Consider the following 25,810-nt stretch of genomic DNA (forward strand, 5'->3'; position numbering starts at 1 on the left):
GAATTCGGTTCTTGGGCGCCATCGTCTATCACGCCAGTCTTAACGAAGCGCAAGAAGACGCCGCGCTTTCGCGCCTGCTCGGGCGCGAGATGCAGCACGCGCCGTTCGACCGGCTGGACTGGTACGCGCTGCTGGCACGCGAATGCCTCGATCCCGCGCGCTGCTTCCTGGCGACCGCCCGCGATGGGGACGAACGCGCGGTGCTGCCGGTGCGCCAGACCGCGCCGGGCACGCTGGAACCGCTCGGCAACTGGTACAGCTTCTTCACCCGCGCGCGCTGGACCGATCAGGGCGCCGCGCTGCTCGAAGGCATCGCGCGCGACCTGTCACGCACGCACGACGGGATCGTATTGTCGCCGCTGCCCGAGGAAGACGTGGCCCCGCTGACCGCCGCGTTCCGCAAGGCGGGCTGGCTGGCGTTCGCCACCCCGTGCGATACCAACCATATCCTGCCGGTCGATGGCCGCAGCTTTGCCGAATACTGGGCCGCCCGCCCCGGCCGCCTGCGCGAAACCGTGCGCCGCAAGGGCAAGAAGGGGGTGGTCGATCTGCGCATCGCCACCGCGTTCAACGAAGCGGACTGGGCCGCCTATGAAACGATCTATCGGCTGAGCTGGAAGCCGGAAGAAGGCAGCCCCGCCTTCCTGCGCCGCTTCGCCGAAGCCGAAAGCGCGGCCGGCAATCTGCGGCTGGGCATCGCCACGATCGACGGCAAGCCTGTGGCAGCGCAGTTCTGGACGGTGGAAGGCGGCACCGCCTTCATTCACAAGCTGGCGCACGATGAAAGCGCCAAGGCCCATTCGCCGGGCACGCTGCTGACCGCCGCGCTGTTCGAACACGTGATCGATCGCGACCGCGTGCGCGAAGTGGACTTCGGCACCGGCGACGATCCCTACAAGCGCGACTGGATGGAAAGCACCCGCACGCGCTGGCAGGTGGCGTTCTACCGTCCGCTCGCTCCGCGCCGCTGGCCGGCCATCGCCAAGGCGCTCGTGCGCGGCGGGCGGACGTAACGCCCCTTGCTCCGGACTCCCGCGCTGGCTAGACGCCGCGAAAACCATGATATCAGGGAAGGTTCGATAGTGACCGGTCTGGCCAACGACGAAACCGACACGCTGCTCCGCGCGATCCTGCGCGACGTTCTGGGTCTCGCGGCGGACCGCGTTGCCGCGTTCGATGCGGATACCGGGCTGTTCGGCGCGCTGCCCGAACTCGATTCGATGGCCGTGGCAGGCCTGCTCACCGAAATGGAAGACCGCTTCGACATCGTGATCGATGATGACGAAGTCGATGGCGAGTTGCTGGAAACCTACGGCAACCTGCTCGCCTTCGCGCAGGCCAAGCGCGCGGCCGCCTGATCGCGGTGTTCGCCGACTGGCCCTGCCCCGGCCCGGAAGGCCCCGCCAACGAACAGGCGCTCGCGTTCGACCGTGACCGCGCGCACCGCCTGCTGATCGTGCCCGCGCTGTTCGAGGAAGCGAACCGCACGCGGCGCTTCCTGGTCGAAACCATGCGTCGGCTCGACGCCGCCGGGATCGACAGCTTCCTGCCCGACTTGCCCGGCTGCAACGAAAGTCCGCAAGAGTTCGCCGCCCAGAGCCTCCACGCCTGGCGCACCGCCATGGCTCAGGCGGCGGCGCACTTCGCGGTCACGCATGTGCTGGCGGTGCGTGGCGGGGCGCTGGTCTTTCCCACCTCGCTGCCGGGCTGGGTGCTGGAGCCGGTCAAGGGCGCCACGGTCCTGCGCCAGATGCTCCGCGCCCGCACGCTCTCCGCGCGCGAGGCCGGGCGCGAGGAGGACAGCGCATCGCTGCTGGAGCACGGCCGCGCCGAAGGGCTGGACCTCGCCGGATACCGCTGCGGCGCCTCGCTGATCGCGGGGCTGGAGACGGCCCTGCCGGCGGATGAGGGGCAGCGCACGATCCGGCAGGCTGAGCTTGGCGGCAGCGCGCTTTGGCTGCGCGCCGAACCGGGCGAGGATGCTGCGCAGTCGGATGCCCTGGCCGCCATGATCGCGCGCGAGATCGCCGCGTGAACCGCCTGCACCTGACGTGTCCGTGCGAAGGCGCGGCGCTGGCGGGTACGCTGGACATGGCCGCCGCCACGGGGACCACGGGCCTGCTCATTCTCTCGGGCGGCAACGAGATACGCGCCGGAGCGTGGGCTGGACAGGCGCAACTCGCGGCCCGGCTCGCGCGCCATGGCGTTCCCGTGTTCCGCTTCGACCGGCGCGGCGTGGGGGACAGCGAAGGCGCCAACGGCGGGTTCCGCTCCAGCCGCGATGATCTGGCCGCCGCGCTCGCCGCGTTCCGCAAGGCGGCGCCGCAAGTCCGCCGTGTGGTCGCTTTCGGCAATTGCGATGCCGCCGCGGCGCTGCTGCTGCACCACGCCGGGCTGGGCATCGATGCGCTAGTGCTGGCGAACCCATGGACGATCGATGGCGAGGAAGCGCCCGCAGCGATGCCCGCCGCCGCGATCCGCCAACGCTATCTCGCCAAGCTGAAGAACCCGCGCGAAGTGCTGCGCCTGCTGACGGGCGGCGTAAACCTCGCCAAGCTGTTCCGGGGCCTGCGCAGCGCCGCCGCGCCGGCGGCCGCGCCCTCCTCCCTGGTGGATGCGTTGCGCGCCGGGGCAGACGCATTCGCCGGCCCGCTCACCATCCTGATCGCCAGCGGCGACCGCACCGCGCAACTGTTCGAAGCCGCGTGGCCCAAACACGACGCGCGCATCCAGCGGATCGCCAGCGCATCGCACAGCTTTTCCGACGATGCGGCCCGCGAATGGCTGTTCGCGCGCCTGCTGGACGCGCTGGATTAGCCGACCGCTTCCGTCTTGGTCGCGGCGAAATCCAGTTCGGCCACGAACCGTTCCGCATCCAGCGCCGCCATGCAACCGGTGCCGGCCGCCGTCACCGCTTGGCGATAGGTGTGGTCCATCACGTCGCCGGCCGCGAACACGCCGGGGATCGCGGTCTTGGGCGTGCCGGGCTGGACGAAGATATAGCCGCTCTCGTCCAGTTCCAGCTTGCCCTTGAACAGTTCGGTGGCCGGGGCGTGGCCGATCGCGACGAAGGCGCCGTCCGTCTCCACCACCGACTGTTCGCCCGTTTCGGTATCGATCACCGCCACGCCGGTCAGACCCTTGCCGGGCTCGCCCACGAAACGGTCGACCTTCTTGTTCCACAGCACCTTCACATGGGGATGCGCGAACAGGCGGTCCTGCAGGATCTTTTCGGCGCGGAAGGAATCGCGACGGTGGATGATCGTCACGTCCTGCGAATGGTTGGTGAGGTAGAGCGCTTCCTCGACAGCTGTGTTGCCGCCGCCGATGACCACGACCTTCTTGCCGCGATAGAAGAAGCCGTCGCAGGTGGCGCAGGCGGAGACGCCCTTGCCGCCGAACTCGACCTCGCCCGGCACGCCCAGCCACTTGGCTTGCGCGCCCGTGGCGATCACCAGCGTATCGCCTTCGTACATGTCGCCGCTATCGCCCACGGCGCGGAACGGCGGGCCTTCCAGGCTGACCTCGGTGATCGTGTCCCACAGCATCCGCGTGCCGACGTGCTCGGCCTGGGCCTGCATTTCCTGCACCAGCCACGGTCCCTGCACGGCTTCGCGGAAACCGGGATAGTTCTCGACATCGGTGGTGATGGTCAGCTGGCCGCCCGGCTGCAGCCCCTGCACCACGATCGGCTCCATACCCGCGCGCGCGCCATAGATCGCGGCGGTCAGGCCGGCAGGGCCGGAACCGATGATGAGCATGCGGGTCTTGTGCGTGGTGGCCATGGTGAACTCCGGTCGGGGCCTTGGCAACGGGTGCCGAAACTGGGCACGCGACATAGGAAACCGGGGCGCGGAATGCGAGTCCGCGCGGTCCGGTTATCCGGCAAATTCGCCTTGTGATCGGCGAGGTCAGACTATCAGGCGCCGCTCCAGCGCCGCAATATCGGCTTTGCCGAAGCCCAGCACCGCATCGGCATAGGCCTCTACCGAGCCATGTTGTTCGCGAATCGCGGTAAGGCTCGTGTCGAGGTAATCGGCATGGACCGACATCAGCACCCGCACCGCCGCATCATCCATGTGCCGGCCGAACCCGGCGCGCACGTGGCGCGCGCCGGCCGCGATACGTGCCTCGGCGTTGCCCGCCGTGTTGGTCAGCAGGTAATCTTCCACGATATCGTCGGGATGGACCCCCAGCAGGTGATGCACCAGCGCGGCGGCCACGCCCGTCCGGTCCTTTCCCGCCAGGCAATGCAGCAGGCTTGCCCCATCCCGATCGACCAGCGCGCGCAGATAGAGGCGATAGGTGCCGACCAGCACGGGGCGGAACGGCAGGGTTTCGTAGAGCCGGATCATCGCGGCGTGCGCGTCGGCGGCCGTGCGCACTTGTTCGGCCGCTTCCTCGTGCGCCGCCCGGCCATGCGCGCTTGCCGTTTCGCCGGGGTGAAACAGGACGTGCCCTTCGAATTCGGGATGGCGCACGCACGGGCAGGCTTCGCGCTCGCTATCGCCGCGCAGGTCGATCACGGTGGCGATGCCCAGGCGATGCACCGCATCGAGATCGTCCGCCGTGGCTTCGCCATGCTGGCCCGATCGCCACAGCACGCCCAACCGGATGGCACCGCCGCGCGCGCGATACCCGCCGTAGTCCCGAAAGTTGTGAATACCCTGCATGGGCAGGACGCGGGTGTCCGCATCGATCATCTAGTCAGGCTCCTCGTTCGGGATGCCTTGTTGCCCTGCGGCAGGCCGATTGCAAGACAGTGACGGTTAACGCGGGTGGTTCATATCTGCCGGGCGTCACCGCGAGCGCATTGCAGGGCACGCGTCACCACGACGGAGGCCGGCGTCGGTTTGGGCACGAGAATCCCGCCCAGATCGCGCACCGCCATGTCCAGCCGCTCGACGTCCCCGGTATGCAGCACATAGGGCACGCCGCGCGCCGCGAGCGCCCGCGCGACCGGCTCGCAGGTTTTGCCCTGCCCCAGCGACACATCGAGAATGGCCGCGCAGACCGGCTCGACATCAAGGATTTGAAGAGCTTCGTCAGGCTCAAGCGCGGTCAGCGGCACGCACCCGGCATCAGCGACGGCGCATTCCAGATCCAGCAGAATCAACGGCTCGTCGTCCAGAACCAGAATCCGCTTGGGACTTTCATGGTCACCGGCACCGGTCATGCCCGAATAGCTGTTGTCCTGCGTCACCAAACCGATTTGTCCCGGGCGCGGCCGCATTGCCGCTGGTCTTCTATACCGCCGACAATGCTTTTCCCGCCGGATGGTTCCAGCACACGGTAAATTTTGACAGCGACCGTGTTGATAGTTGGCGGCACGTTACTTCCGGTCGAGCGGAATGATCGCCACGGTCAGGCGTGAAACGCACACCAGCCGGCCTTCCCCGTCCTCGATGCGAATCGACCAGACGTGCGTGGTTCTGCCCAGCGCCTCCGGCCGGGCTGTCGCATAGACCCATCCATCGCGGACGGGACGAACGTGGTTGGCGTTGATCTCCATCCCGACCCCGACAAACTTGTCCGGATCGACGGTCATCGCCGCCGCCATCGAGCCGACTGTTTCCGCCAGTGCCACCGAAGCTCCGCCATGCAGCCGCCCGAACGGCTGGTGCGTGCGTTCGTCCACCGGCATTCGCGCCCGGATCCAGTCCGGCCCGCAATCGTCGAACTCGATACCCAGCAGCGCGGGCATGGCCTTCGTGCCCATGCGCGTCAGCCGCTCGAGCGAGGGCATCTCCCCATTCCACCAGATCATGCGAAACCTTCCGCCAGAAACGCTTCGGCACATCCCGCCAGCAATGCCGTTCCCAATGGAAGAACAGCCTCATCCACAACCATCCGCGTCGAATGGATGCCGCAGGCGTGCCGCCAGTCGGTCCCCTCGTGCGCAACGCCCAGGAAGAACATCGCGCCCGGCACCTTTTCCAGCACGTAGGAGAAATCCTCCGCCCCCATGATCGGGTCGGTCAGGCGGTGAAACGCATCCGGCCCGCGCAATTGCCGCGCCACCTTTTCGCCAAGATCGACCGCGCGAGCATCGCAGACCGTGACCGGGAAACCGGGCGTCAGGGTAACCTCCGCCGTCATGCCGTGCGCGGCGGCGATATGCGTCGCCAGCGTGCGCAATCCCTCGCGCAGAGCCTCGCGGTTGGTGGGCGAGAGCGTGCGCAGCGTGCCCCCCAGCGTCGCGGTATCGGCAATCACGTTGTGCGCCGTGCCGGCCTCCACTTTGGCCACGGTGGCGACGACGGGATTGGCGACCGGGAATTTGCGCGTGACCATGGCCTGCAGCGCGGTCACGATCTCGCAGGCAACCGGCACGGGATCGAGCGTGTAATGGGGCATGGAGGCGTGGCCGCCGCTGCCCCGAACCACGATCTCGAACTGGTCGGCCGAGGCCATCAGCGGGCCTGCACGCCCGGCAACAAGGCCATGCGGGCTGTTGGGCATGATATGCAGCGCGAACGCCGCCTCGGGCAGCGGGCGATCATCACCGCCCAGCAGACCGTCTTCGAGCATGAAGCGCGCGCCGTGCCAGCCTTCCTCGCCCGGCTGGAACATGAAGCGGACCTCGCCCGCCCAGCTTTCCCGACGTGCCGCCAGCAGCTCGACGGCGCCGGCGAGCATCGCGGTATGCGTATCGTGCCCGCAGGCGTGCATCGCGCCGGGAATGGTCGAGGCATAGGGCAGCCCGGTTTCCTCGGGCATCGGCAGGGCATCCATGTCGCCCCGCAGCAGCACGGTGCGCCCTTCCCCCGCGCCGCCCTTCAACGTGGCGACAAGGCCGGTGGTGGACGGCCCTTCCCGCCATTCGAGCGGCAGATGGGCCAGCGCGGCGCGCACCTTGTCGCGCGTCTTCGGCGTCTGCAGACCCAGTTCCGGTTCGGCGTGAATCGCGCGGCGCAAGGAGACGATCCGTTCGGACAGTCCACGCGCCTGATCGAGCAGTTGGTCGGTGAGCATGACGGACATCATAGGCACGCCGCCGAAACGGTGTCGAGAGGGGCGGATGCGGATGCCGCATGGTTGCGCCCGGCGAATTGGACTTGCAGAGACCGCTCACGCGTATTAATCGATCGATTAAATACTTCATCCAGCGCGCCGCCGGACACCGTTGCCCGGCACCGCCACAGGGAGAGACTGACCATGGCCGAAGCCTACATCATCGACGCCGTCCGCACGCCGCGCGGCGTGGGCAAGCCCGGCAAGGGCGCGCTTTCGCACCTGCATCCGCAGCACCTTGCCGCCACCGTGCTGAAGGCGATCAAGGACCGCAACCACCTCGACACCTCCACCGTGGACGACATCATCTGGTCCACCTCGTCGCAGGTCGGCAAGCAGGGTGGCGACCTTGGCCGCATGTCGGCGCTGGCCGCCGGCTATGACATCACCGCCAGCGGCACCACGCTCGACCGGTTCTGCGGCGGTGGCATTACCTCGGTGAACCTCGCCTGTGCCTCGGTCATGTCGGGCATGGAAGACTGCGTGATCGCCGGCGGCACCGAAATGATGAGCTTCACCGCCGCCCACGGCGCGGAACAGGCCAATGCCGGCATCAAGCCGCTGGGCATGGGTTCGGGCAATGCGGCGCTCGACGCCATTCACCCGCAATCGCACCAAGGCGTTTGCGGCGATGCGATCGCCTCGATCGAGGGCATCAGCCGCGAAGCGCTCGATGCTCTCGCGCTCGTCAGCCAGCAGCGCGCCGACGTGGCGATCAAGGAAGGCCGCTTCGCCAAGTCGGTCGTGCCGGTCTATAACGAGGACGGCTCGGTCGCGCTCGATCGCGAGGAGTTCCCCCGCCCCGAAACCACCGCCGAGGGCCTCGCCGCGCTCAAGCCCAGCTTCGCCGGACTGGCCGATTTCGACCTTGGCGGAACCACCTTCCGCAAGCAGATCAACCGCCGCTATCCCGACGTGGAAATCCAGCATTTCCACCACGCGGGCAACTCCTCGGGCGTGGTGGATGGCGCCGCCGCCATCCTCGTCACCTCGAAGGACTATGCCGACAAGCACGGGCTGAAGCCCCGCGCCCGCATCGTTGCTTACGCCAACCAGGGTGACGATCCCACGCTTATGCTCAACGCCCCGGTTCCGGCGGCGAAGAAGGTGCTCGCCAAGGCCGGGCTGACCAAGGACGACATCGACGTCTGGGAAATCAACGAAGCCTTCGCGGTGGTCGCCGAAAAGTTCATCCGCGATCTCGACCTCGACCGGTCGAAGGTGAACCCCAACGGCGGTGCGATGGCGCTGGGCCACCCGATCGGCGCCACGGGCTCGATCCTGATCGGCACCGCGCTCGACGAACTGGAGCGCACCGGCGGCCGCTATGGTCTCGTCACCATGTGCGCCGCCGGCGGCATGGCGCCCGCGATCATCATCGAACGGATCTGATACAGTACACCGTCGCCCCCGCGAAAGCGGGGGCCTCAGGCCTTTACAGGGGAACAAGGCACCGCCCGACCTCACGAGATCCCCGCTTTCGCGGGGATGACGCGCTTTACATGCCGCGCGTCATTCGACCGGCTGGATCGGCTCCGCCGCGTTGGTCACGACCTTGAGCACCGCCGTCCACGCCGCCACGTTCTGCGCCAGCGCCTGCGGATCGACCTTGTCGAGCGTATCGTCGGGCGTGTGGTGCAGGTCGAAATAATGCGTGCCGTCCTGGTTGAGATCGACCACGGCCAGCTTCTGCCTGGCGATCACGAAGCCCACGTCGGTTCCGCCCTCCACCTCGCCATGGCCGGCGACGATGCCCATCGGCGCAAGTGCGACGGCGATGCGATCGCCCAGCGCCTTGTTGCCCGCGGCGAACTTCGTGATCACGCGCCACACCCGATCCGCGCCAAAATCGCTTTCCATCGCCAGCGCGTGCGGTTCCCCATGCTTGTCCGCATAGGCCTGGCCGCCGAAGCCGCCCAGTTCCTCGCTCCCCGCCCACAGCACGCGGATCGTGCGCAAGAGCTTGCCCCCTTCCTGCGCCTTCAGCGCGGCAGCGGTCACGATCGCGCAGCCGGCCGCATCGTCGATCGCGCCAGTGCCGAGATCCCAGCTATCGAGATGGCAGCCGACCAGGATCGGCGGCAGCGATGGATCGCTGCCCGGCAGTTCGCCGATCACGTTGCCGGAAGGCAGGTTGTCTGCCGTCTTGCCGGTTAGCGTGAGCGCGATGCGCACCGGCTTGCCGCCGGCCACCGTGCGCGCGATCAGATCGGCATCGGGATTCGAAACCGCCCCGGCCGGGATCGGCTTCACGTCGTCGGGCCAGTTGGTGGCACCGGTATGCGGGTTGCGGTGGCTGTCGGTACCGATCGAGCGGATCACGACGCCGATCGCGCCCTTGCGCGCTGCAATGGCCGGGCCCTGCCGCCGGGCATTGCCATAGGGGCCGTAGCCGCTGCCATCCTGCGCCGCGCGCATGGCGTGGTCGATGTAGGCGATCTTGCCGGCGAGCGAGCCGTCCGGCGCGGCCTTCAGCGCGTCCAGTGTGGGGAAATAGACGAGTTCGCCCTCGATCCCGGCATCCGGCGTGGTGCCGCTATAGCCTAGCGCGGTCACGGCCAGATTTTGCGGCACCGGCGCTACCAGCCGCGCGCGATCCACGCCGCGCACATAGCCGCGGATGGGAAACGGCTCGACCGCGACATTGCGGAAGCCCAGCGCCTTCAGCTTTTCCGACGCCCATACCCGTGCCCGGGCCTCTGCCTCGCTGCCAGCAAGGCGCGGGCCGACATCGGTGGTCAGCCCCGCCACGATGTTCCACGCGACATCGTCCTTCGGCGGTTCCGCCTGCGCGGCAACGAGGGGAACGAAGGCGGCGGAGAGCGCGAGCGCGCGGAGCTTGTTTCGCATGAAACCTCTCCTATCTTTGGGGTGCTCTCCTGCCAACACCCTATCCGCCAAAACGCCCGCTTGCCCGGCCCTTCCCGCTTGGCTAGAGGCCGCATCAAGTGCCGAGTTCGCACGCCATTCCACCAAGGAACGATCATGGCCGCCCAATACGCCTACGTCATGAAAGACATGACGAAGACCTTCCCCGGCGCACAGAAGCCGGTGCTGAACAATATCAACCTGCAGTTCTATCAGGGCGCCAAGATCGGCATCGTCGGCCCGAACGGCGCCGGTAAATCGACCCTGATCAAGATCATGGCCGGGATCGACAAGGACTTCACCGGCGAAGCATGGCCGGGCGAGAACATCACCGTCGGCTATCTCGAGCAGGAGCCGCAGCTCGACGAGAGCAAGACCGTGCTCGAAAACGTCAAGGACGGTGCGCGCGCGACGGCGGACATGGTCGAGCGCTTCAACCAGATCGGCATGGAAATGGCCGAGGAAGACGCCGACTTCGACGCCTTGGGCGCGGAGATGGCCGAGCTTCAGGACAAGATCGACGCGGTCGATGGTTGGACGCTCGACAACCAGCTCGAAATCGCCATGGAAGCGCTGCGCTGCCCTCCCGGCGACTGGTCGGTGGCAAGCCTTTCGGGTGGTGAAAAGCGCCGCATCGCGCTGACCCGCCTGCTGATCCAGAAGCCTTCGATCCTGCTGCTCGACGAACCGACCAACCACCTTGACGCCGAATCCGTCGAATGGCTGGAAAACCACCTCAAGGACTATGCCGGTGCGGTGCTGATGATCACCCACGACCGCTACTTCCTTGACAACGTGGTGGGCTGGATTCTCGAACTCGACCGCGGAAAGTACTTCCCCTACGAGGGCAACTACTCGACCTACCTCGAAACCAAGGCCAAGCGCATGGCCCAGGAAGAGCGCGAGGAAAGCGGCAAGCAGAAGGCGCTGCAGCGCGAACTCGAGTGGATCCGCCAGACCCCGGCCGCGCGCCAGACCAAGTCCAAGGCACGTATCCGCAAGTTCGAGGAACTGCAGAACGCCCAGGACAACCGTCCGGTCGGCAAGGCGCAGATCGTGATCCAGGTGCCCGAGCGCCTTGGCGGCAAGGTGATCGAGGTGAAGAACATCTCGAAGGCCTATGGCGACAAGCTGCTGTTCGAAGACCTGTCGTTCATGCTGCCGCCCGGCGGCATCGTCGGCGTGATCGGCCCGAACGGCGCGGGCAAATCCACGCTGTTCAAGATCCTGACCGGCAAGGAAGTGCCAGACACCGGTTCGGTGGAAATCGGTTCGACCGTCCATCTGGGCTATGTCGACCAGAGCCGCGACGACCTGAACCCGGCCAACAACGTGTGGCAGGAAATCTCGGATGGCCTCGATTACATGAAGGTCAACGGGCAGGACATGTCGACGCGCGCCTACGTCGGCGCGTTCAACTTCAAGGGTCCGGACCAGCAGAAGAACGTCGGCAAGCTTTCGGGCGGTGAGCGCAACCGCGTGCACATGGCCAAGATGCTAAAGGCCGGCGGCAACGTGCTGCTGCTCGACGAACCGACCAACGACCTCGACGTGGAAACGCTGGCGGCGCTGGAAGACGCGATCGAGAACTTCGCCGGCTGCGCCGTGGTCATCAGCCACGACCGCTTCTTCCTCGATCGCCTCGCCACGCATATCCTGGCGTTCGAGGGCAACAGCCATGTCGAATGGTTCGAAGGCAACTTCGCGGCTTACGAGGAAGACAAGCGCCGTCGCTTGGGCGACGCGGCCGACCGGCCCACCGCGCTGGCCTACAAGAAACTGACACGCTGATTTCCATCGGCGGAGCCTGAAACACGGTGCGGGGCGGGAGCACGGTTCCCGCCCCGTTTCGCTGTGCCGTTTCGGGAAAGCTGAACGAATGCCCTTGCAAGCGGTTCAGCGGCGCGACAGCGCGACTCCGGTAACACTGTGTCACATGACGTCACGGGATGGGCCGTGACCACAGGTGCATCGGAGAGCGGCCATGGCCGGGATCACATTCTTCAGGAACAGCCTGCTGGCAGCAGCCGCGCTCGCCTCGACGGTGGCCGCGCTTCCCACGGCCGCTTTCGCCCAGCAGGGCGACTGGCGCGGCGCGGGGCGCGAGGCGCGCGGGACTGAGCCCGGTCCGGGCCGTGGTGGCAACCGGGGTGGCGGCTGGAACGGAGGGGGCAATGGTGGAGGCGGCGGTGGAGGCGGCTGGAATCGCCCCGCTCCACAACAGGCCCAGCCCCAGCCCCAGCCCCAACCTCAGCCGCAACGCAACTGGGGTGGCGGCAATCCGGGCGGCTGGAACCAGAATCGTCCTCAATCGCAACCCTCCATGCCCCAGCAGCAGGCGCCACGCGCGCCCCGCTCCTGGCAGGGAGGCGGCGATGGTGGCGTCCGTCCGGCGCCGCAGGACCGCGGTGATCGTTGGCAAGGGGGTGGCTGGCAGGGGGGCGGCTGGCAGGGAGGCCGCAATGGCGACTGGCAGCGCGGTAATCCGAACCCGCGCCCGGGCGGTCCCCGGCCCGATGGCCCGCGTCCCGACAATGCCCGCCCCGGGCCGACCTATCGCGATGGCGTGGGCGTCCATTATGGCAACGGCCAGTGGCGGAACGACAATCGCGGATACGATCGCGGGCGGGACAATCGCTGGCGTGGCAACGATGGTTGGCGCGGCAACGACGGCTGGCGCTCGGGTGAAAGCTGGCGGGGGGACCGCGGACGCTGGAACAATGGCGGTGGCTGGAACAGCGACTGGCGGCGTGACCGGCGCTACGATTGGCGCGGCTATCGTGCTGAAAACCGCAGCATTTTCCGGTCCCGGCCCTACTATGCGCCCTATCGCGGGTATTCGTACAGCCGCCTCAGGGTAGGCTTCTTCCTGGATAGCGTGTTCTTCGGCAACCAGTACTGGATCAACGATCCGTGGTCCTATCGTCTGCCGGACGTGTACGGCCCCTATCGCTGGGTTCGCTACTACAACGACGTCCTGCTGGTAGATGTCTATTCCGGCGAGGTCGTGGACGTGATCTACGATTTCTTCTGGTAACGCCCAGATACTTCTGGTGACATCCAGGCCGGAAACCGCCGGTTCTAAAGACGCGACGACCCGCCGGTGGCCCGTGCCAACCGGCGGGTCGAACGCTTCAGGAACGCGCCAGCGACGGCTCGCAGCGACCGTCGGGAATCACCGCGGTCCGCCGCTTCTCAGCTGATCGGCCCGATCGCGCGCAACACGCGCCGCATGACGGCATGGCCTTCATCGGTCAGGCGCACGAAGCGGCGGCGCGCATCTCCCCGGTCAGCCTTGCGGTAAAGCAGGCCTTCCTTTTCCAGCCGGGCAATCCACCGCAGGATGGTGGTGGAAGGGACACCGGCCTCGATGCACACGCTGGAAACCTGGATTTCCATGCCGCGTTTGCTGGCGATGTACAGGTCCAGAAGTATATCCCACGCCGGCTCGCCGAAAATCCGCCTTGGCCCCAGGGCGGAATCGCGCTTACGGCGCAAGTTATACAGGGCTTGAGCGAGCCGATAAGCTTCGGCCTCAGTATCGATCAGGGCTTCCAATGGAATACGACCTCCCTATATCAAAAGTAGGTCATCCCAAATTAGCGAAAGAAGAACATAGAATTCCTTGCCCGCTATTAGGCATAGCATTCCAATTCGACCCTTCCGCAAAGTTAGGACTTCGATTCCTACTTCCCGGTATTTATTTAACGACTTCTTCCTACGCCAATATTCACAGTATTTGCCCTGACTGGCAACGGCTCGCCACCGGATCGGATCAAAACCGCATTAACCTTAAATCGCCCCTGAACGCGGGGTGTGACATCCGTCACAAGGCGCCCACGCCTCTTGCTCCCCGTCCCGCCTTGGGTCATGAAAGCGGCACCCATGATCTCCCTGTCTCGCAAGTCCCGTCCGCATCCGGACGCCGCCCTTCTCAAGCGTATCGGCCAGACCGTTCGCGCCCGTCTGGATGCCGATCCTGCGGCCTATCGCCTTCCGGTTGAAGGTCTTGAAATATATGGAGTTTCCAACTTCCTTTCCGAAGCGGAATGCCAGCGGCTGATCGCGACCATTGACGACGTCGCGCGCCCATCGCTTACCTACGATGGCAACCGCAGCGGGGGCCGCACCAGCTACTCCGGCGACGTCGATCCGTGGGACCCGTTCACCCTGATGTTGCAGCGCAGAATCGATGACCTGGTGGGGCTCGATCCCGACACCGGAGAGACCATTCAGGGGCAACGTTACACCCCCGGACAGGAATTTTGTCCCCATTTTGACCATTTTAATCCGGCCCAGCCGTTCTGGGATCGGGAGATGGGGCGTGGGGGTCAGCGAAGCTGGACCGCCATGGCCTATCTCAACACCGTCGAGGAAGGCGGTTCAACCGATTTCCCAAAGGTCGACCTGTCGATTCCCCCCCAACGCGGCGCGTTGCTGGTGTGGAACAACATGGCCGTGGATGGCACTCCCAACCCCAACAGCCTTCATGCCGGCCGGCCGGTCGTCAAAGGCACCAAGTACGTCCTCACCAAGTGGTACCGGACACGCGCATGGGGCTGATCCGGGGGGCGGGCACGGCAAACCCGACGGTTCCGGCAAGAGGGGCTGCAAGCTGGCGCCTGCTTCGCGGCACCGCATTGGTCCTTGCCCTGGGGTTGACGGCAGCGGCAAGCGCCCCGCAGACCTCCCCACTGGCAGATCGGCCCGTCCCGCAAGCCACCGCGAAGGCCGGCTTTGTCCGGCAAAGCGAAGCAGCCCTGGCGCTCGACCGGTTGTTCATGGACGACAGCCGGGCGGAACAGGCGCTCGACCCGCTCGGTGCGCTGGAACAGGGCGAACAGATTCCGCTCGACCGCTTCCTGCTGCTGTTCACGCCGGAAATCGTCCACCGCCTGCGCGAAACCAACGCTGCCACGCTGGCCCGGCTGGACAGGATCGATCGCAATCAGCTCGATGACGCGCACCGCATTTCCTACGACGTGTTCCGCGATGCCAAGCTCCAGGAACGCGATGCGCTGGCTCCGCAGGTGGAGGCGCTCACCGCGGTTCGGCCGTTCAACCACTTCGGCGGCTTTCACGTCGAGTTTCCCGGCCTTGCTTCGTCCGAAACGCCTGTCCCGCTGGAAACGCCCGCCGATTTCGACGCGCTTCTGGCGCGTGACCGGGCGCTGCCGCAGGTCTTCGACCATGCCATCGCCCGTTTCCGCGAAGGCATGGCAGGCGGCGCGATCGAATCCCGCCTGACCGTGCGCAACATGATCGCGCAGATCGATACGATCCTGGCGCAGCCGGTCCAGCGATCCCCGTTCTATTCGCCCGTCGCGCAGTATCCCGCGCGATATGGCACCGGCGCCAAACGGCGCAGCGCCGCCGCCTTCCGGCAGACAATCAGTCAATCGGTGTACCCCGCTTATCACAAACTTCGGGCTTTCCTCGCGGAGGAATACTACCCTGTCGCGCGCGAGGATGCCGGATTGTGGGCGATGAAAGGCGGAGACAGGCTCTATCGGCTGCTCATCCGCAATCACACGACCCTGCCGCTCGATCCCGATGCGGTGCACGATCTGGGCCTAGGTGAAGTGGCGCGCATCCAGCGCGAGATGGAAGGGGTGAAGACGGAACTGGGCTATGCCGGTCCGCTCAAGGCGTTCTTCGACGAATTGCGGGTGAACCCCCGATACCATCCGCGGACCGACGCGCAACTTGCCGAGGGCTTTCGCGCCGTGGGCCGCAAAGTCGAAGCGCAGGCGCCGCGCTATTTCCTGCACCTGCCGCGCACGCCGCTGCTGATCCAGCCCTACCCCGCCTATCGCGCGCGCTACGAAGCCGGCGGCAGCTATAGCCAGGGCGCGCCGGACGGCAGCCGGCCGGGCGTGTTCTTCTACAACACCTACGACCTCAAAAGCCGCTTCCTGACGGGCATCACCACGCTTTACCTCCACGAAGGCGCGCCGGGGCATCATTTCCAGATCAGCCTGGCCCAGGAGAACGCCAGCCTGCCAGATTTCCAGCGTTTCGGCGGCAATACCGCCTATGTCGAAGGCTGGGCGCTCTATGCCGAGACGCTGGGTTACGAGATGGGGTTCTACAAGGACCCGATGCAGCACTGGGGCACGCTGGACGACGAGATGCTGCGGGCCATGCGGCTGGTGGTGGACACCGGCATCCACGCCAAGCGGTGGACGCGCGAACAGGCGATCGACTACATGCTCGCCAATTCGGGCATGGGTCGCAGCGATGCGACCGCCGAGGTCGAACGCTACATTGCCAATCCGGGGCAGGCGCTATCCTACAAAATCGGCGCGCTCACCATCCAGCGCCTGCGCCGCAAGGCCGAAGCGGAACTCGGCCCGCGCTTCGACATTCGCGCGTTTCACGATCAGGTGCTGGGCAGCGGCGCGCTGCCCATGCCGGTTCTGGAAGCGAAGGTCGACCGCTGGATCGCGGGGCAGCGGGGATAGTCGAGAGGGCGGCGCGTCGGCTCCAAAGTGCGCGCTCAGCCTTCCAGCGCCTCGGCGATCAGCTTGCGCGTGTTCTCGATGCCATAGAGCGCGATGAAGCTGCCCATGCGCGGCCCCTGGCTGGAGCCGAGCAGCGTCTCGTAAAGCGCCTTGAACCAGTCGCGCAGGCTCTCGAAGCCGTAATGCGGGTCCTTGCCGATCTCGTAGACGATGTTCTGCAATTCCTCGGCGGTGGTGTCGGCGCTGGCGGCGGCCAGTTCCTCGTCCAGCGCGGTCAGCGCCGCGATCTCGCCGTTCTCCGGCTTGCGGCGGCGAAGCGTGGGCGCGATGAAATCGCGGTTGTAGGCAAGTGCGCAGGTCACCAGCGTATCGAGCGCGGGATGCGCAGCGGGATCGGCATCCTCCACATAGTTGGCAAGATACGACCAGACCTGTTCGCGCGTCGCGCCCGCGCCGAGCACACCCACCAGATTGAGCAGCAGGCCATAAGTGACCGGCAGCTTCTCGCCCGCCCCGGCGGCATCGCCGTTGGCGCGCAGCAGGTGCCACACCGGGTTGCCCAGTTGCTGTTCGATCGGCTGCGCGGGCAGCTTCTCGCGGAACTGCCAGTATTCGTCCACCGCGCGCGGGATGATGCCAACGTGCAGAGACTTCGCGCTCTTTGGCTCGCGGAACAGGTAGAAGCCCAGGCTTTCCTCGCTGCCGTAGTCAAGCCACTGCTCGATCGTCAGCCCGTTGCCCTTGGACTTGGAGATCTTCTCGCCCTTCTCGTCCAGGAACAGCTCGTAGATCAGTCCTTCGGGACGGCGCCCACCCAGCACCTGCGCGATCCGGCCCGACTGCGTGACGCTGTCGGTCAGGTCCTTGCCGCACATCTCGTAATCGACGCCGAGCGCGACCCAGCGCATCGCCCAGTCGACCTTCCATTGCAGCTTGGAGCGCCCGCCCAGGATCGACTGTTCGACCATCTCGCCGGTCACGTCCTCGAACCGGATCACGCCCGCTTCCGCATCGACCACGTCCACCGGCACCTGCAGCACCTGATGATTGGTCGGCGAAACCGGCAGGACCGGCGAATAGGTCTTGCGCCGTTCCTCACGCAGCGTGGGCAGCATGATGCCCATGATCGCGTCGTAATGGCGCAGCACGTTCTTCAGCGCATCGTCGAAACCGCCCGCGTTGTAGCGGTCGCTGGCCGAGACGAATTCGTAGTCGAAGCCGAAGCGGTCCAGAAACGCGCGCAGCATCGCGTTGTTGTGGTGCGCGAAGCTTTCGTGCGTGGCGAAGGGATCGGGAATGCGCGACAGCGGGTGGCCGATATAGGCGGCGAGCAGGCCCTTGTTGGGCACGTTGTCGGGCACCTTGCGCAGCCCGTCCATGTCATCCGAAAAGGCGACGAGGCGCGTCGGGTGGCCGCCCGTCAGCGCTTCGTAAGCGCGGCGGACCAGCGTCGTGCGCAGCACTTCCTGGAACGTGCCGATGTGCGGCAGGCCCGAAGGGCCATACCCCGTCTCGAACAGCACGGGCGCCAGATTTCCGGCGGCATCGCGTTTGCCGCCCGGATACCGCTTCACGATCTTGCGGGCTTCCTCGAACGGCCAGGCCTTGGAGACCTGCGCGGTTTCGAGCACGGACGGCGGACGGGTTTCGGTGTCGGTCATAGCGGGCGTCCTTTCGCCCGCCTGCCCCGCTTGCGCAAGGAAAAGCTGGCGCCGCTGACGACGTGGCCCGATCGTGGGAAGGACACCGCGCCGCGCAACCCAAAAAAGAACGGCCGCCCCGCCAGGGTGCGGGGCGGCCGCGCTGCGGCGCAAGACGCGGGGGAGAGCCTTTAGCGCAGCAGCGTCAGGACGGTCTGCTGGGCCTGGTTGGCCTGTGCGATCATCGCGGTCGATGCCTGGCTGAGGATCTGCGACTTCGCCAGCGCCGTGGTTTCGGCCGAGTAATCGGTGTCCTGAATCCGCGAACGCGCTTCCGACAGGTTGGTCACGTTGCTGGTGAGGTTGTTCACCACCGATTCCAGCCTGTTCTGACCCGCGCCCAGCGAGGCGCGCGTCGCGCTGACATCCGAAAGCGCGGCTTCCACGTTGCTCATCGTGGTCACGGCCTTGGCCGCCGTGGTGACGTCGAGCGCGGCTGCGGCCAGGTTCGTGCCATCGATGGCCGTGCTGGTCAGCGTCACGGTATCGCCGCTGTTGGCCCCCGCCTGGATGTCGATCGACACGTCGGTGCCGGCCGTGGTGCTGAACAACGCGTTGCCGTTGAACTTGACCGTGCTGAAGACGCTGCCGATCTGCTCGGTCAGCGCGGTCACTTCGGTCTGCATGTAAACGCGGTCGGTGGTGTCCTGATAGGTGCCCGAAGCCGACTGGTTCGCCAGTTCACGGATGCGCTGGAGCATGTTGGTCACTTCGCCCAGCGCGCCTTCGGCGGTCTGCGCCAGCGAGATGCCATCGTTGGCGTTGCGGATGCCCTGGCTCATGCCCTTGATCTGCGAGGTCATGGACGTGGTGATGGCAAGGCCGGCCGCGTCATCCTTGGCGCTGTTGATGCGCATGCCGGTGGACAGGCGCTCCATCGAAAGGCCCAGGGTCTTGGTCGCGCTGTTGGATGCGTTCGCCGCGCGTATCGCGTTGATGTTCGTATTGATAACGGTCATGACAAATACCTCCACTCTGTCTGCCGGAACGATCCGGCGCGGACCTGCTGGTCCCGGGGCAAAGACCGGTGTGGAAGCGGGGGGTTTCAGGGCATCCGTGTCAGTACGTAGTCCGCGGGCAAAGATCGCTTCAGTATGACCCCTGTCAATCATGTGATTGTTTTAGCCTAATAATCTCCGATCTTCACCATTTCTGACAGCCGCGCATCGGGAAACGCGACAGGCCATGGCTTGCCCCGCGTTCCAGTTCCGTTCTATGCGGAACGGATGGCTGCCCTTACCCTTCCCGCGCTCCATGCCAGCCATGGCGGCTGCTGGCTGCGCGATGCCTCGCTGACGGGCAGCCCGTCCACGCGCACGGTCGGCAAGGGCGACGCGATCATGGCTGCGGCCGATACGCCGCTGCTGCTGCTCAACGCCCCGCTGGTGGCAAGCCGGCTGGGCTATCCCGACCTGTCCGGGCTGGACCTGCTCGAACTCTATGCCTTCGTTCACCCCGCCCGGTTCGTTGTGCCCACGCCCAAGGGGCTCGCCCACGCCCTGAACCTTGCCGAACCCGCCAGCGACGATGCCGTGCCGCTGCTGTTGCAGGAAGCGGCGGAGGCCCTGCTGGCGGTGTGCGAAAGCCCGGACTGGGCCGAGCGCGAAGGCGCCTGGACGGCGCTGCAATCGCTGGTGCGGATGCGCTGGCCCTGGGCAACGCTGCTCGCTCCCCGCATCCGGCGGCCCGAACGCGCCGAACGCTGGCTGTTCACGCGCCTGCCCGAATGGGAAGAAACGGCCGAACGCCCGCAGCCGGCGCAGGTAACGCTGTCCGGGGAGGACGTGGAACAGCGGTTGGCCGTGCTAACCGGGCGCGACGCCGAAGCGCGCCCCGCCCAGCGCGCCTATGCGCGCGAGGCCGCCGGGATGTTCGCGCCGCGCCCGTCGCGCGGCACCGGTGCGGGCCAGCCGCACATGCTGCTGGCGCAAGCCGGGACCGGCACCGGCAAGACCTTCGGCTATCTCGCCCCCGCCTCGCTATGGGCGGAGAAATCGGGCGGCACCGTGTGGGTTTCGACGTATACCAAGGCCCTGCAACGGCAATTGCGGCGCGAAAGCCGGCGCGCGTTCCCGGCTGAGCGCCATGGCAAGGCGCCGGTGGTGGTGCGCAAGGGACGCGAGAACTACCTGTGCCTGCTGAACCTGGAAGACGCGCTGCAGGGCGGCTTCGCCGGGCGCGCGGCGATCCTGGCGCAACTTGTCGCGCGCTGGGCCGCCTATAGCCAGGACGGCGACATGATCGGCGGGGACCTGCCCGGCTGGCTGGGCACGCTGTTCCGCAAGCGCGGGATCAGTGCGCTGACCGACCAGCGTGGCGAATGCGTCTATGCCGGCTGCCCGCACTACCGCAAATGCTTCATCGAACGCGCGGTGCGCGCCTCCGCCGATGCCGAACTGGTGATTGCCAACCACGCGCTGGTCATGGTCAACGCCGCGCGGGGCCGCGATGCCGCCCAGCGCCCCACGCGGATCGTGTTCGACGAAGGCCACCATGTGTTCGAAGCGGCGGATTCGACGTTCTCCGCCGCACTCACCGGTGCGGAGACGATCGAGCTGCGCCGCTGGGTGATCGGCCCCGAAGGCAAATCGCGCGGGCGGCGGCGCGGGCTTTCGGCGCGGCTGGCCGACGTGGCGAGCTATGACGAGGAAGGCGCGCGGGCGATTGCGCAGGCGCGCGAAGCCGCCGAGGCGCTACCCTCCGACGGATGGCTGGCGCGGCTGCAGGAAAACGCGCCGATCGGCCCGCTCGAAGCGCTGCTCGCGGCGTCGCGCGCGGTGGTCCATGCCCGCGATGAAAGCGGCGGGCAGGAAGCCGGCTATGGCCTGGAAACCGAGATCGCGCAGATGGACGGCGGCTTCATCGAGGTTGCCGGGCGCGCGCAGGAAGCGCTCGAAGCGCTGCGGCAGCCCCTCGCGCGGCTGGCGTTGCGGCTGGAAGCGATCATGGAGGACGGCCCCGACTGGCTCGACGGGCCGGCGCGCGCACGGATCGAGGGCGCGCGCGGCGCCATCGGCTGGCGGACCGATCTGGTCGCCGGGTGGATCGCCCTGCTCAGCCGCCTCGGCGGCCCCGCTGATCCCGATTTCGTCGACTGGCTGGCGGTGGAACGCTCCGACGGGCGCGAGTGGGACATCGGCCTCTATCGCCACTATCTCGATCCGATGAAGCCGTTCGCCAACACCGTGCTGGCGCCCGCGCACGGGGTGATGATGACCAGCGCGACCTTGCGCGACCGGGCCGGTGGCGGTCGGGGGGATTCACCCGACAACGGCGACTGGGACAGCGCGATCCGCCGCAGCGGCGCGCCCTGGCTCGACGTGACCCCGCGCCTGTTCTCGGCGGAAAGCCCGTTCGATTATGCCAGCCAGGCCGAAGTGCTGATCGTGACCGACGTGCCCAAGGGCGATATTCCCGCGCTGGCCGGCGCCTATGCCCGGCTGATCGAGGCATCGGGCGGTGGCGCGCTGGGCCTGTTCACGGCGGTCCGGCGGCTGCGCGCGGTATATGGCCGCATCGCCGACCGCCTCGCCCGCGCCGGGCTGCCGCTCTATGCCCAGCATGTCGATCCGATCGATACGGGCACGCTGGTCGACATCTTCCGCGACGATCCACGTGCCTCGCTGCTGGGCACCGACGCGCTGCGCGACGGGGTGGACGTGCCGGGCCATTCGCTGCGGCTGGTGATGATGGAACAGGTGCCCTGGCCCAAGCCATCCATCCTTCACCGCGCGCGCCGTCTGGCCGGCGGAGGGCAGGCGTATGACGACCGCATCATCCGCGCGCGGCTGGCGCAGGCCTTCGGGCGGCTGATCCGTTCGGCCGACGACAGGGGCTTTTTCGTGGTGCTGTCCTCCGCCTTCCCGTCGCGCCTGCTGGGCGCCTTTCCGCCCGGCACGCCCGTTCGCCGCGTCACGCTCGATGTGGCTTTACAAAGCGTGGCGGGCGGTGTTTCTGGAGCTTCGGCATCCATCGCCAACGCCGGCGCCAGCGCCGGACCTGCCGGGGATTTCTCGTGAAGACGCTTGCGCTTTTCCGTCACGCCAAATCAGACTGGTCCGACGCGCGCGCGCGCGATTTCGACCGGCCATTGAACGATCGCGGCATCAAGGGCGCGCAAGTGATGGGGCGCTTCATCCGCGATGGCGGTTGGCGCTTCGACCGGCTGCTCGCCTCTCCCGCCGTGCGCGTGGCGGAAACGATCGAGCAGGCGAGCACGGCGTGGGGCCACGGCTTTCCGGTGGAATGGGACCGGCGCATCTACCTGGCCAGTTCGGCCACGCTGATGGACTTGCTGCGCGAAGTGGAAGGCGATCCCGCCAGCATCCTGATGGTGGGGCACAATCCCAGCCTGGAAGACCTGATCTTCGATCTGGTGCCCGACGACGGCAGCAGCCCGTTGCGCGACGTGGTGGAACAGAAGTTCCCCACCGCGACCTTCGCTGTGCTGGAACTGGATATCGACCGCTGGTCGGACATTGACGAAAACTGCGCGCGGTTGGTGGCGCTTACCCGCCCGCGCGATCTCGACCCCGCGCTGGGACCAGTCTTGATCGACTAAACGGCTTCGGCTTCCGCAAGGGCGCCGGCAAGACCGTCGCGCACCGCTTCCAGACGGCCGTACAGCACGCGCAGAGCCGAAAGGACATCCTCCGCCCGCGCAAGCTCATCGCTGCTGGCCGGCGCCGGATCGGACACGAACGGAACCGCGACAGGCCGCGCTCCACGCGCCTTGCCCCCGAGCGCCTGCCGCGCCCCGCGGATGGTATAGCCTTCGCGGTGCAGCAAACGGTCGATCTCGGAAACGAGCGCCACATCCTCCGCGCGGTAATATCGCCGCCCACCAGCCCGCGTCAGCGGGCGCAGCATGGGAAACTGTTCTTCCCAGTACCGCAGGACATGGGGCCGTATGCCCAGCCCCCTGGCCACCTCACCGATGGTGCGGAGCGCGCCAGGATCCTTGCCGTCCTGGAAAACAGAGACGCCCCGGCCGCTCATCCACCGGCGCAGATGCGATCCTTGAGCATCTGGCTGGCACGGAAGGTCAGCACCCGGCGCGGCGTGATCGGCACTTCGATACCGGTCTTGGGATTGCGCCCGATCCGTTCGGTCTTGTCGCGCAACAGGAAAGTGCCGAAGCCTGAAATCTTGACGTTCTCGCCCGTGGCCAGCGCGTCGCTCATGTGCGTCAGGATCGATTCCACCATGTCCAGCGAATCCGCGCGCGACAATCCGACGCGCCGGTTGATGCTTTCCGCCAGATCAGCCCGGGTCAAAGTGCCTATCGATCGCATCCGTTTGGTTCCCCCAATGCAAACCCTCCGTCACACCATAATGCAAAACGTCTGCATGGCAATGCAATGCCTTGGGGTTGAAGGGAATTCGGATGAAATCTCCGCGATCAGACGCGCGCGAGGCAGGCACCCCAGGTGAAACCGCCGCCCATTGCCTCCAGCATCACAAGGTCGCCAGGCTTGATCCTTCCATCGCGCGCCGCGGTGTCATAGGCGAGCGGCACCGAGGCGGCGCTGGTATTGGCATGACGATCCACCGTGACCACGACCTTTTCCGCCGGCAGCCCCAGCTTGCGCGCGGTCGCGTCGAGAATGCGGAAATTCGCCTGATGCGGCACCACCCAGTCGATGTCGGACGGCGCGTAACCCGATGCCGCCAGCACCTCTTCCAGCACCGAAGCAAGATTGACAACGGCATGGCGGAACACCTCGCGCCCCTTCATCCGCACCTTGCCGACCGTGCCAGTGGTCGACGGGCCGCCATCCACATAAAGCAACTGGTTGTGCTGGCCATCGGCATGAAGCCGCGAGGCAATGATCCCAGGCGCCTGCCGGTCATCATCGGCCACCGTGCGCGCTTCCAGCACCAGCGCGCCGGCGCCATCGCCGAACAGGACGCAGGTGGTGCGGTCTTCCCAGTCAAGAATGCGCGTGAAGGTTTCGGCGCCGATCACCAGCGCGCACTTAGCCATCCCCGTGCGGATCATGCTGTCCGCAGTGGCCATCGCGTAGAGAAAGCCCGAACAGACCGCCGCCACGTCGAACGCGATGCCGCCGTTGCAGCCCAGGTTGTGCTGGACGATCGTGGCCGTGGCGGGAAACGTCTGGTCCGGCGTTGCCGTGGCGAGCACGATCAGGTCGACGCGCGAGGCATCGACGCCGGCCGCTTCCAGCGCACGACGGGCGGCATCGGTCGCCAGGCTCGATGTGGTTTCGCCTTCCCCGGCAATGTAGCGGTTGCGGATGCCCGTGCGCTCGACGATCCATTCGTCGGTCGTATCGACCATCTTTGCCAGTTCAGCGTTGGAGACCGACCGTTGCGGCAGCGCCGAACCGCTGCCCGTAATCACCGATCGAATCATCACGCCGCCGTCTCGTCTTGCGCGGCGGCAGTCTTGCGGCGGCTGGAGGAACGGATGGTCTCAGCACCGACGCTGGCAAGGTCGGCCGCGATACGCTCGGTCAGATTTTCCTCCAGCAACCGAGCGGTGACCGCCACGGCATTGGCCACGCCCAGCGCCGAAGCGCCGCCGTGGCTTTTTACGACAATCCCGTTGAGGCCCAGGAACACGGCCCCGTTGTGGTTGTTCGGGTCAAGATGATGCTTGAGCAGTTCGGTCGCCGGGCGGGAGATCAGGAAGCCCACCTTGGACCGCAGCGAACTGGCAAAGCTGCGCTTGAGCAGGTCCGCCACGAAGCGGGCCGCGCCTTCCACCGCCTTGAGCGCGATGTTGCCCGAGAAGCCGTCGGTCACGACCACATCCACGTCCCCGCGCGACAGCTTGTCCGCCTCGGTATAGCCATCGAACGACATCGCGAGGCTGGCGTTGGCTTCCTTGAGCTGCTGCGCGGCGGCCTGGAGTTCCTCTGTGCCCTTGGTCTCTTCCGTGCCGATATTGAGCAGGCGCACGCGCGGCGCCGGCAGCCCGGTGACGATGCGCGAATAGGCCGCGCCCATGATCGCGAACTGGACGAGATTGCGCGCGTCGCATTCGGTGTTCGCGCCAAGATCAAGCATGACGAGATCGTGCTCGCCCATCGTGGGGAGCAGCGCCGCAAGCGCGGGCCGGTCGATACCCGGCATGGTGCGCAGCGAAAGCTTGGCCATCGCCATGAGCGCGCCGGTGTTGCCCGCGCTGACGGCGGCGCCGGCATCGCCGCGCTTCACGGCGTCGATGGCGAGCCCCATCGACGTCGTCTTCGCGCGGCGGAGTGCCTGAGTCGGCTTCTCATCGCCCGAGACGACATCGGGCGCATGGAGGATTTCCGTCGCCGCGCGCAGATTAGGGTGGTTTTCGAGAGCCTGCTTGATGCGTTCTTCGTCCCCGACCAGCAGGAACTTGAAGCGATCATGGCGACGACGGGCCAGCGCCGCGCCTTCGACCATCACGCGCACGCCCTCATCGCCGCCCATCGCATCAACAGCGATACGCGGCAGGCTCATTGTGCGAATACCCCCCAATTGATGGGATCAGAGCCCGACGGCGATGACTTCGCGGCCGTTGTAGTGACCGCAGGCGTTGCACAGCATGTGCGGACGCTTCAGTTCACCACAGTTCGAGCATTCGTGGAATGCTTCCGCCTTCAGCGCATCGTGGCTGCGGCGCATGCCGCGACGGGACGGCGAGGTCTTTCTTTTGGGGACGGCCATTTCGGCACCTGTTCCTGATCTTGCGAAACTGTTTGTTACGGGCGCGATAGGGAAAACAAGCCTTCCGCACAACCCCTGCGCGCGTATGCGGCGGAACGG

At 66.6% G+C, this 25,810-nt stretch carries 25 protein-coding genes; 11 read left to right on the forward strand and 14 right to left on the reverse strand.

What is annotated here, in order from left to right; genetic code table 11:
• Positions 1-11: 11 nt before the first annotated feature.
• From EH199_RS03905 to EH199_RS03920, 4 genes are all read left to right on the forward strand, one after another.
• Entirely contained in the window at positions 12-1,013 is a 1,002-nt protein-coding gene (locus EH199_RS03905) for a GNAT family N-acetyltransferase (protein ID WP_223806457.1), read from the forward strand.
• A 69-nt stretch (positions 1,014-1,082) separates the two neighbouring features.
• Complete coding sequence (locus EH199_RS03910; protein ID WP_124807955.1) at positions 1,083-1,358, forward strand: phosphopantetheine-binding protein; 276 nt, start codon at positions 1,083-1,085, stop codon at positions 1,356-1,358.
• A 5-nt stretch (positions 1,359-1,363) separates the two neighbouring features.
• Positions 1,364-2,035: a hypothetical protein gene (locus tag EH199_RS03915; protein WP_190287108.1), complete on the forward strand. Its 672-nt coding sequence runs from the start codon at positions 1,364-1,366 to the stop codon at positions 2,033-2,035.
• Positions 2,032-2,817, forward strand: a complete 786-nt coding sequence (locus tag EH199_RS03920; RefSeq protein ID WP_124807957.1) for a hydrolase 1, exosortase A system-associated — start codon at positions 2,032-2,034, stop codon at positions 2,815-2,817. The genes EH199_RS03915 and EH199_RS03920 overlap by 4 nt, the downstream gene beginning before the upstream one ends.
• Here EH199_RS03920 and trxB read toward each other — a convergent pair.
• The 5 genes from trxB to EH199_RS03945 all read right to left on the reverse strand — a co-directional run bounded on the left by trxB (position 2,814) and on the right by EH199_RS03945 (position 6,975).
• Positions 2,814-3,785 carry a thioredoxin-disulfide reductase gene (trxB, locus tag EH199_RS03925; RefSeq protein ID WP_124807958.1) on the reverse strand — a complete coding sequence of 324 codons (972 nt, stop codon included), beginning with the start codon at positions 3,783-3,785 and terminating at the stop codon, positions 2,814-2,816. The two genes, EH199_RS03920 and trxB, sit on opposite strands and share 4 nt — an antisense overlap.
• 126 nt (positions 3,786-3,911) lie before the next feature.
• On the reverse strand, positions 3,912-4,703 hold the full coding sequence (locus EH199_RS03930; RefSeq protein WP_124807959.1) for a tyrosine-protein phosphatase: 792 nt from the start codon (positions 4,701-4,703) through the stop codon (positions 3,912-3,914).
• Between the two features lie 80 nt (positions 4,704-4,783).
• On the reverse strand, positions 4,784-5,203 hold the full coding sequence (locus EH199_RS03935; protein WP_223806458.1) for a response regulator: 420 nt from the start codon (positions 5,201-5,203) through the stop codon (positions 4,784-4,786).
• Between the two features lie 129 nt (positions 5,204-5,332).
• Positions 5,333-5,767 (reverse strand): hotdog fold thioesterase, encoded by a 435-nt coding sequence (locus tag EH199_RS03940; protein WP_124807960.1) that lies wholly within the window; start codon positions 5,765-5,767, stop codon positions 5,333-5,335.
• On the reverse strand, positions 5,764-6,975 hold the full coding sequence (locus EH199_RS03945) for a M20 family metallopeptidase (protein WP_124807961.1): 1,212 nt from the start codon (positions 6,973-6,975) through the stop codon (positions 5,764-5,766). Before EH199_RS03945 ends, EH199_RS03940 begins: the two co-directional genes overlap by 4 nt.
• Positions 6,976-7,158: 183 nt before the next feature.
• Here EH199_RS03945 and EH199_RS03950 point away from each other — a divergent pair, with 183 nt between their 5' ends.
• Complete coding sequence (locus EH199_RS03950) at positions 7,159-8,406, forward strand: acetyl-CoA C-acetyltransferase (RefSeq protein WP_124807962.1); 1,248 nt, start codon at positions 7,159-7,161, stop codon at positions 8,404-8,406.
• A 120-nt stretch (positions 8,407-8,526) separates the two neighbouring features.
• Here the strand turns inward: EH199_RS03950 and EH199_RS03955 are convergent, their stop codons facing one another.
• Positions 8,527-9,864, reverse strand: a complete 1,338-nt coding sequence (locus EH199_RS03955) for a M28 family peptidase (RefSeq protein ID WP_124807963.1) — start codon at positions 9,862-9,864, stop codon at positions 8,527-8,529.
• Positions 9,865-9,999: 135 nt separating this feature from the next.
• On the opposite strand from EH199_RS03955, the gene ettA reads away from it, so the two are divergent.
• On the forward strand, positions 10,000-11,673 hold the full coding sequence (gene ettA, locus EH199_RS03960) for an energy-dependent translational throttle protein EttA (RefSeq protein WP_124807964.1): 1,674 nt from the start codon (positions 10,000-10,002) through the stop codon (positions 11,671-11,673).
• A 193-nt stretch (positions 11,674-11,866) separates the two neighbouring features.
• Positions 11,867-12,919, forward strand: coding sequence for an RcnB family protein (locus EH199_RS03965; RefSeq protein ID WP_124807965.1), 1,053 nt, complete (start codon positions 11,867-11,869; stop codon positions 12,917-12,919).
• Between the two features lie 158 nt (positions 12,920-13,077).
• Here the strand turns inward: EH199_RS03965 and EH199_RS03970 are convergent, their stop codons facing one another.
• Positions 13,078-13,440, reverse strand: coding sequence for a winged helix DNA-binding protein (locus tag EH199_RS03970; protein ID WP_124807966.1), 363 nt, complete (start codon positions 13,438-13,440; stop codon positions 13,078-13,080).
• A 327-nt stretch (positions 13,441-13,767) separates the two neighbouring features.
• On the opposite strand from EH199_RS03970, the gene EH199_RS03975 reads away from it, so the two are divergent.
• Together EH199_RS03975 and EH199_RS03980 are read left to right on the forward strand one after the other, a co-directional pair.
• Positions 13,768-14,445, forward strand: a complete 678-nt coding sequence (locus EH199_RS03975; RefSeq protein WP_124807967.1) for a 2OG-Fe(II) oxygenase — start codon at positions 13,768-13,770, stop codon at positions 14,443-14,445.
• The gene (locus tag EH199_RS03980) at positions 14,436-16,346 is read left to right on the forward strand and encodes a DUF885 family protein (RefSeq protein WP_124807968.1); all 1,911 of its coding nucleotides are present in this window, start codon (positions 14,436-14,438) and stop codon (positions 16,344-16,346) included. The genes EH199_RS03975 and EH199_RS03980 overlap by 10 nt, the downstream gene beginning before the upstream one ends.
• Before the next feature lie 35 nt (positions 16,347-16,381).
• On the opposite strand, the gene EH199_RS03985 is transcribed toward EH199_RS03980, so the two are convergent.
• Both EH199_RS03985 and EH199_RS03990 read right to left on the reverse strand, forming a co-directional pair.
• The gene (locus tag EH199_RS03985) at positions 16,382-18,007 is read right to left on the reverse strand and encodes a lysine--tRNA ligase (RefSeq protein WP_124807969.1); all 1,626 of its coding nucleotides are present in this window, start codon (positions 18,005-18,007) and stop codon (positions 16,382-16,384) included.
• A 170-nt stretch (positions 18,008-18,177) separates the two neighbouring features.
• Entirely contained in the window at positions 18,178-19,005 is an 828-nt protein-coding gene (locus EH199_RS03990) for a flagellin (protein WP_124807970.1), read from the reverse strand.
• Positions 19,006-19,272: 267 nt separating this feature from the next.
• Between EH199_RS03990 and EH199_RS03995 the strand changes: the two genes are divergently transcribed.
• Both EH199_RS03995 and EH199_RS04000 read left to right on the forward strand, forming a co-directional pair.
• Positions 19,273-22,065 (forward strand): ATP-dependent DNA helicase, encoded by a 2,793-nt coding sequence (locus tag EH199_RS03995; protein ID WP_124807971.1) that lies wholly within the window; start codon positions 19,273-19,275, stop codon positions 22,063-22,065.
• Entirely contained in the window at positions 22,062-22,607 is a 546-nt protein-coding gene (locus EH199_RS04000) for a histidine phosphatase family protein (protein ID WP_124807972.1), read from the forward strand. The genes EH199_RS03995 and EH199_RS04000 overlap by 4 nt, the downstream gene beginning before the upstream one ends.
• Here the strand turns inward: EH199_RS04000 and EH199_RS04005 are convergent.
• The 5 genes from EH199_RS04005 to rpmF form a co-directional block, all read right to left on the reverse strand.
• Positions 22,604-23,044 carry a MerR family transcriptional regulator gene (locus EH199_RS04005; RefSeq protein ID WP_124807973.1) on the reverse strand — a complete coding sequence of 147 codons (441 nt, stop codon included), beginning with the start codon at positions 23,042-23,044 and terminating at the stop codon, positions 22,604-22,606. The two genes, EH199_RS04000 and EH199_RS04005, sit on opposite strands and share 4 nt — an antisense overlap.
• The gene (locus tag EH199_RS04010) at positions 23,041-23,340 is read right to left on the reverse strand and encodes an integration host factor subunit alpha (RefSeq protein WP_124807974.1); all 300 of its coding nucleotides are present in this window, start codon (positions 23,338-23,340) and stop codon (positions 23,041-23,043) included. Before EH199_RS04010 ends, EH199_RS04005 begins: the two co-directional genes overlap by 4 nt.
• A 107-nt stretch (positions 23,341-23,447) precedes the next feature.
• Positions 23,448-24,422, reverse strand: coding sequence for a beta-ketoacyl-ACP synthase III (locus tag EH199_RS04015; protein ID WP_190287121.1), 975 nt, complete (start codon positions 24,420-24,422; stop codon positions 23,448-23,450).
• The gene (gene plsX / locus EH199_RS04020) at positions 24,422-25,504 is read right to left on the reverse strand and encodes a phosphate acyltransferase PlsX (RefSeq protein ID WP_124807976.1); all 1,083 of its coding nucleotides are present in this window, start codon (positions 25,502-25,504) and stop codon (positions 24,422-24,424) included. Before plsX ends, EH199_RS04015 begins: the two co-directional genes overlap by 1 nt.
• A gap of 27 nt (positions 25,505-25,531) precedes the next feature.
• Positions 25,532-25,711: a 50S ribosomal protein L32 gene (gene rpmF, locus EH199_RS04025; RefSeq protein ID WP_124807977.1), complete on the reverse strand. Its 180-nt coding sequence runs from the start codon at positions 25,709-25,711 to the stop codon at positions 25,532-25,534.
• Positions 25,712-25,810: the final 99 nt, after the last annotated feature.

The sequence above is a fragment of the Novosphingobium sp. LASN5T genome (assembly GCF_003856955.1).
Classification (GTDB): Bacteria; Pseudomonadota; Alphaproteobacteria; order Sphingomonadales; family Sphingomonadaceae; genus Novosphingobium.

What these genes read in the sequence shown, in the direction of transcription:
- EH199_RS04010 (WP_124807974.1), bottom strand. Translation starts at nt 23,340, where the DNA reads ATGCGATCGATAGGCACTTTGACCCGGGCTGATCTGGCGGAAAGCATC.
- EH199_RS03990 (WP_124807970.1), bottom strand. Translation starts at nt 19,005, where the DNA reads ATGACCGTTATCAATACGAACATCAACGCGATACGCGCGGCGAACGCA.
- EH199_RS04015 (WP_190287121.1), bottom strand. Translation starts at nt 24,422, where the DNA reads ATGATTCGATCGGTGATTACGGGCAGCGGTTCGGCGCTGCCGCAACGG.
- ettA (WP_124807964.1), top strand. Translation starts at nt 10,000, where the DNA reads ATGGCCGCCCAATACGCCTACGTCATGAAAGACATGACGAAGACCTTC.
- EH199_RS03965 (WP_124807965.1), top strand. Translation starts at nt 11,867, where the DNA reads ATGGCCGGGATCACATTCTTCAGGAACAGCCTGCTGGCAGCAGCCGCG.
- rpmF (WP_124807977.1), bottom strand. Translation starts at nt 25,711, where the DNA reads ATGGCCGTCCCCAAAAGAAAGACCTCGCCGTCCCGTCGCGGCATGCGC.
- EH199_RS03930 (WP_124807959.1), bottom strand. Translation starts at nt 4,703, where the DNA reads ATGATCGATGCGGACACCCGCGTCCTGCCCATGCAGGGTATTCACAAC.
- EH199_RS03945 (WP_124807961.1), bottom strand. Translation starts at nt 6,975, where the DNA reads ATGCTCACCGACCAACTGCTCGATCAGGCGCGTGGACTGTCCGAACGG.
- EH199_RS04005 (WP_124807973.1), bottom strand. Translation starts at nt 23,044, where the DNA reads ATGAGCGGCCGGGGCGTCTCTGTTTTCCAGGACGGCAAGGATCCTGGC.
- EH199_RS03985 (WP_124807969.1), bottom strand. Translation starts at nt 18,007, where the DNA reads ATGACCGACACCGAAACCCGTCCGCCGTCCGTGCTCGAAACCGCGCAG.
- EH199_RS03940 (WP_124807960.1), bottom strand. Translation starts at nt 5,767, where the DNA reads ATGATCTGGTGGAATGGGGAGATGCCCTCGCTCGAGCGGCTGACGCGC.
- EH199_RS03955 (WP_124807963.1), bottom strand. Translation starts at nt 9,864, where the DNA reads ATGCGAAACAAGCTCCGCGCGCTCGCGCTCTCCGCCGCCTTCGTTCCC.
- EH199_RS03980 (WP_124807968.1), top strand. Translation starts at nt 14,436, where the DNA reads ATGGGGCTGATCCGGGGGGCGGGCACGGCAAACCCGACGGTTCCGGCA.
- EH199_RS03975 (WP_124807967.1), top strand. Translation starts at nt 13,768, where the DNA reads ATGATCTCCCTGTCTCGCAAGTCCCGTCCGCATCCGGACGCCGCCCTT.
- plsX (WP_124807976.1), bottom strand. Translation starts at nt 25,504, where the DNA reads ATGAGCCTGCCGCGTATCGCTGTTGATGCGATGGGCGGCGATGAGGGC.
- EH199_RS03995 (WP_124807971.1), top strand. Translation starts at nt 19,273, where the DNA reads ATGGCTGCCCTTACCCTTCCCGCGCTCCATGCCAGCCATGGCGGCTGC.
- EH199_RS03950 (WP_124807962.1), top strand. Translation starts at nt 7,159, where the DNA reads ATGGCCGAAGCCTACATCATCGACGCCGTCCGCACGCCGCGCGGCGTG.
- trxB (WP_124807958.1), bottom strand. Translation starts at nt 3,785, where the DNA reads ATGGCCACCACGCACAAGACCCGCATGCTCATCATCGGTTCCGGCCCT.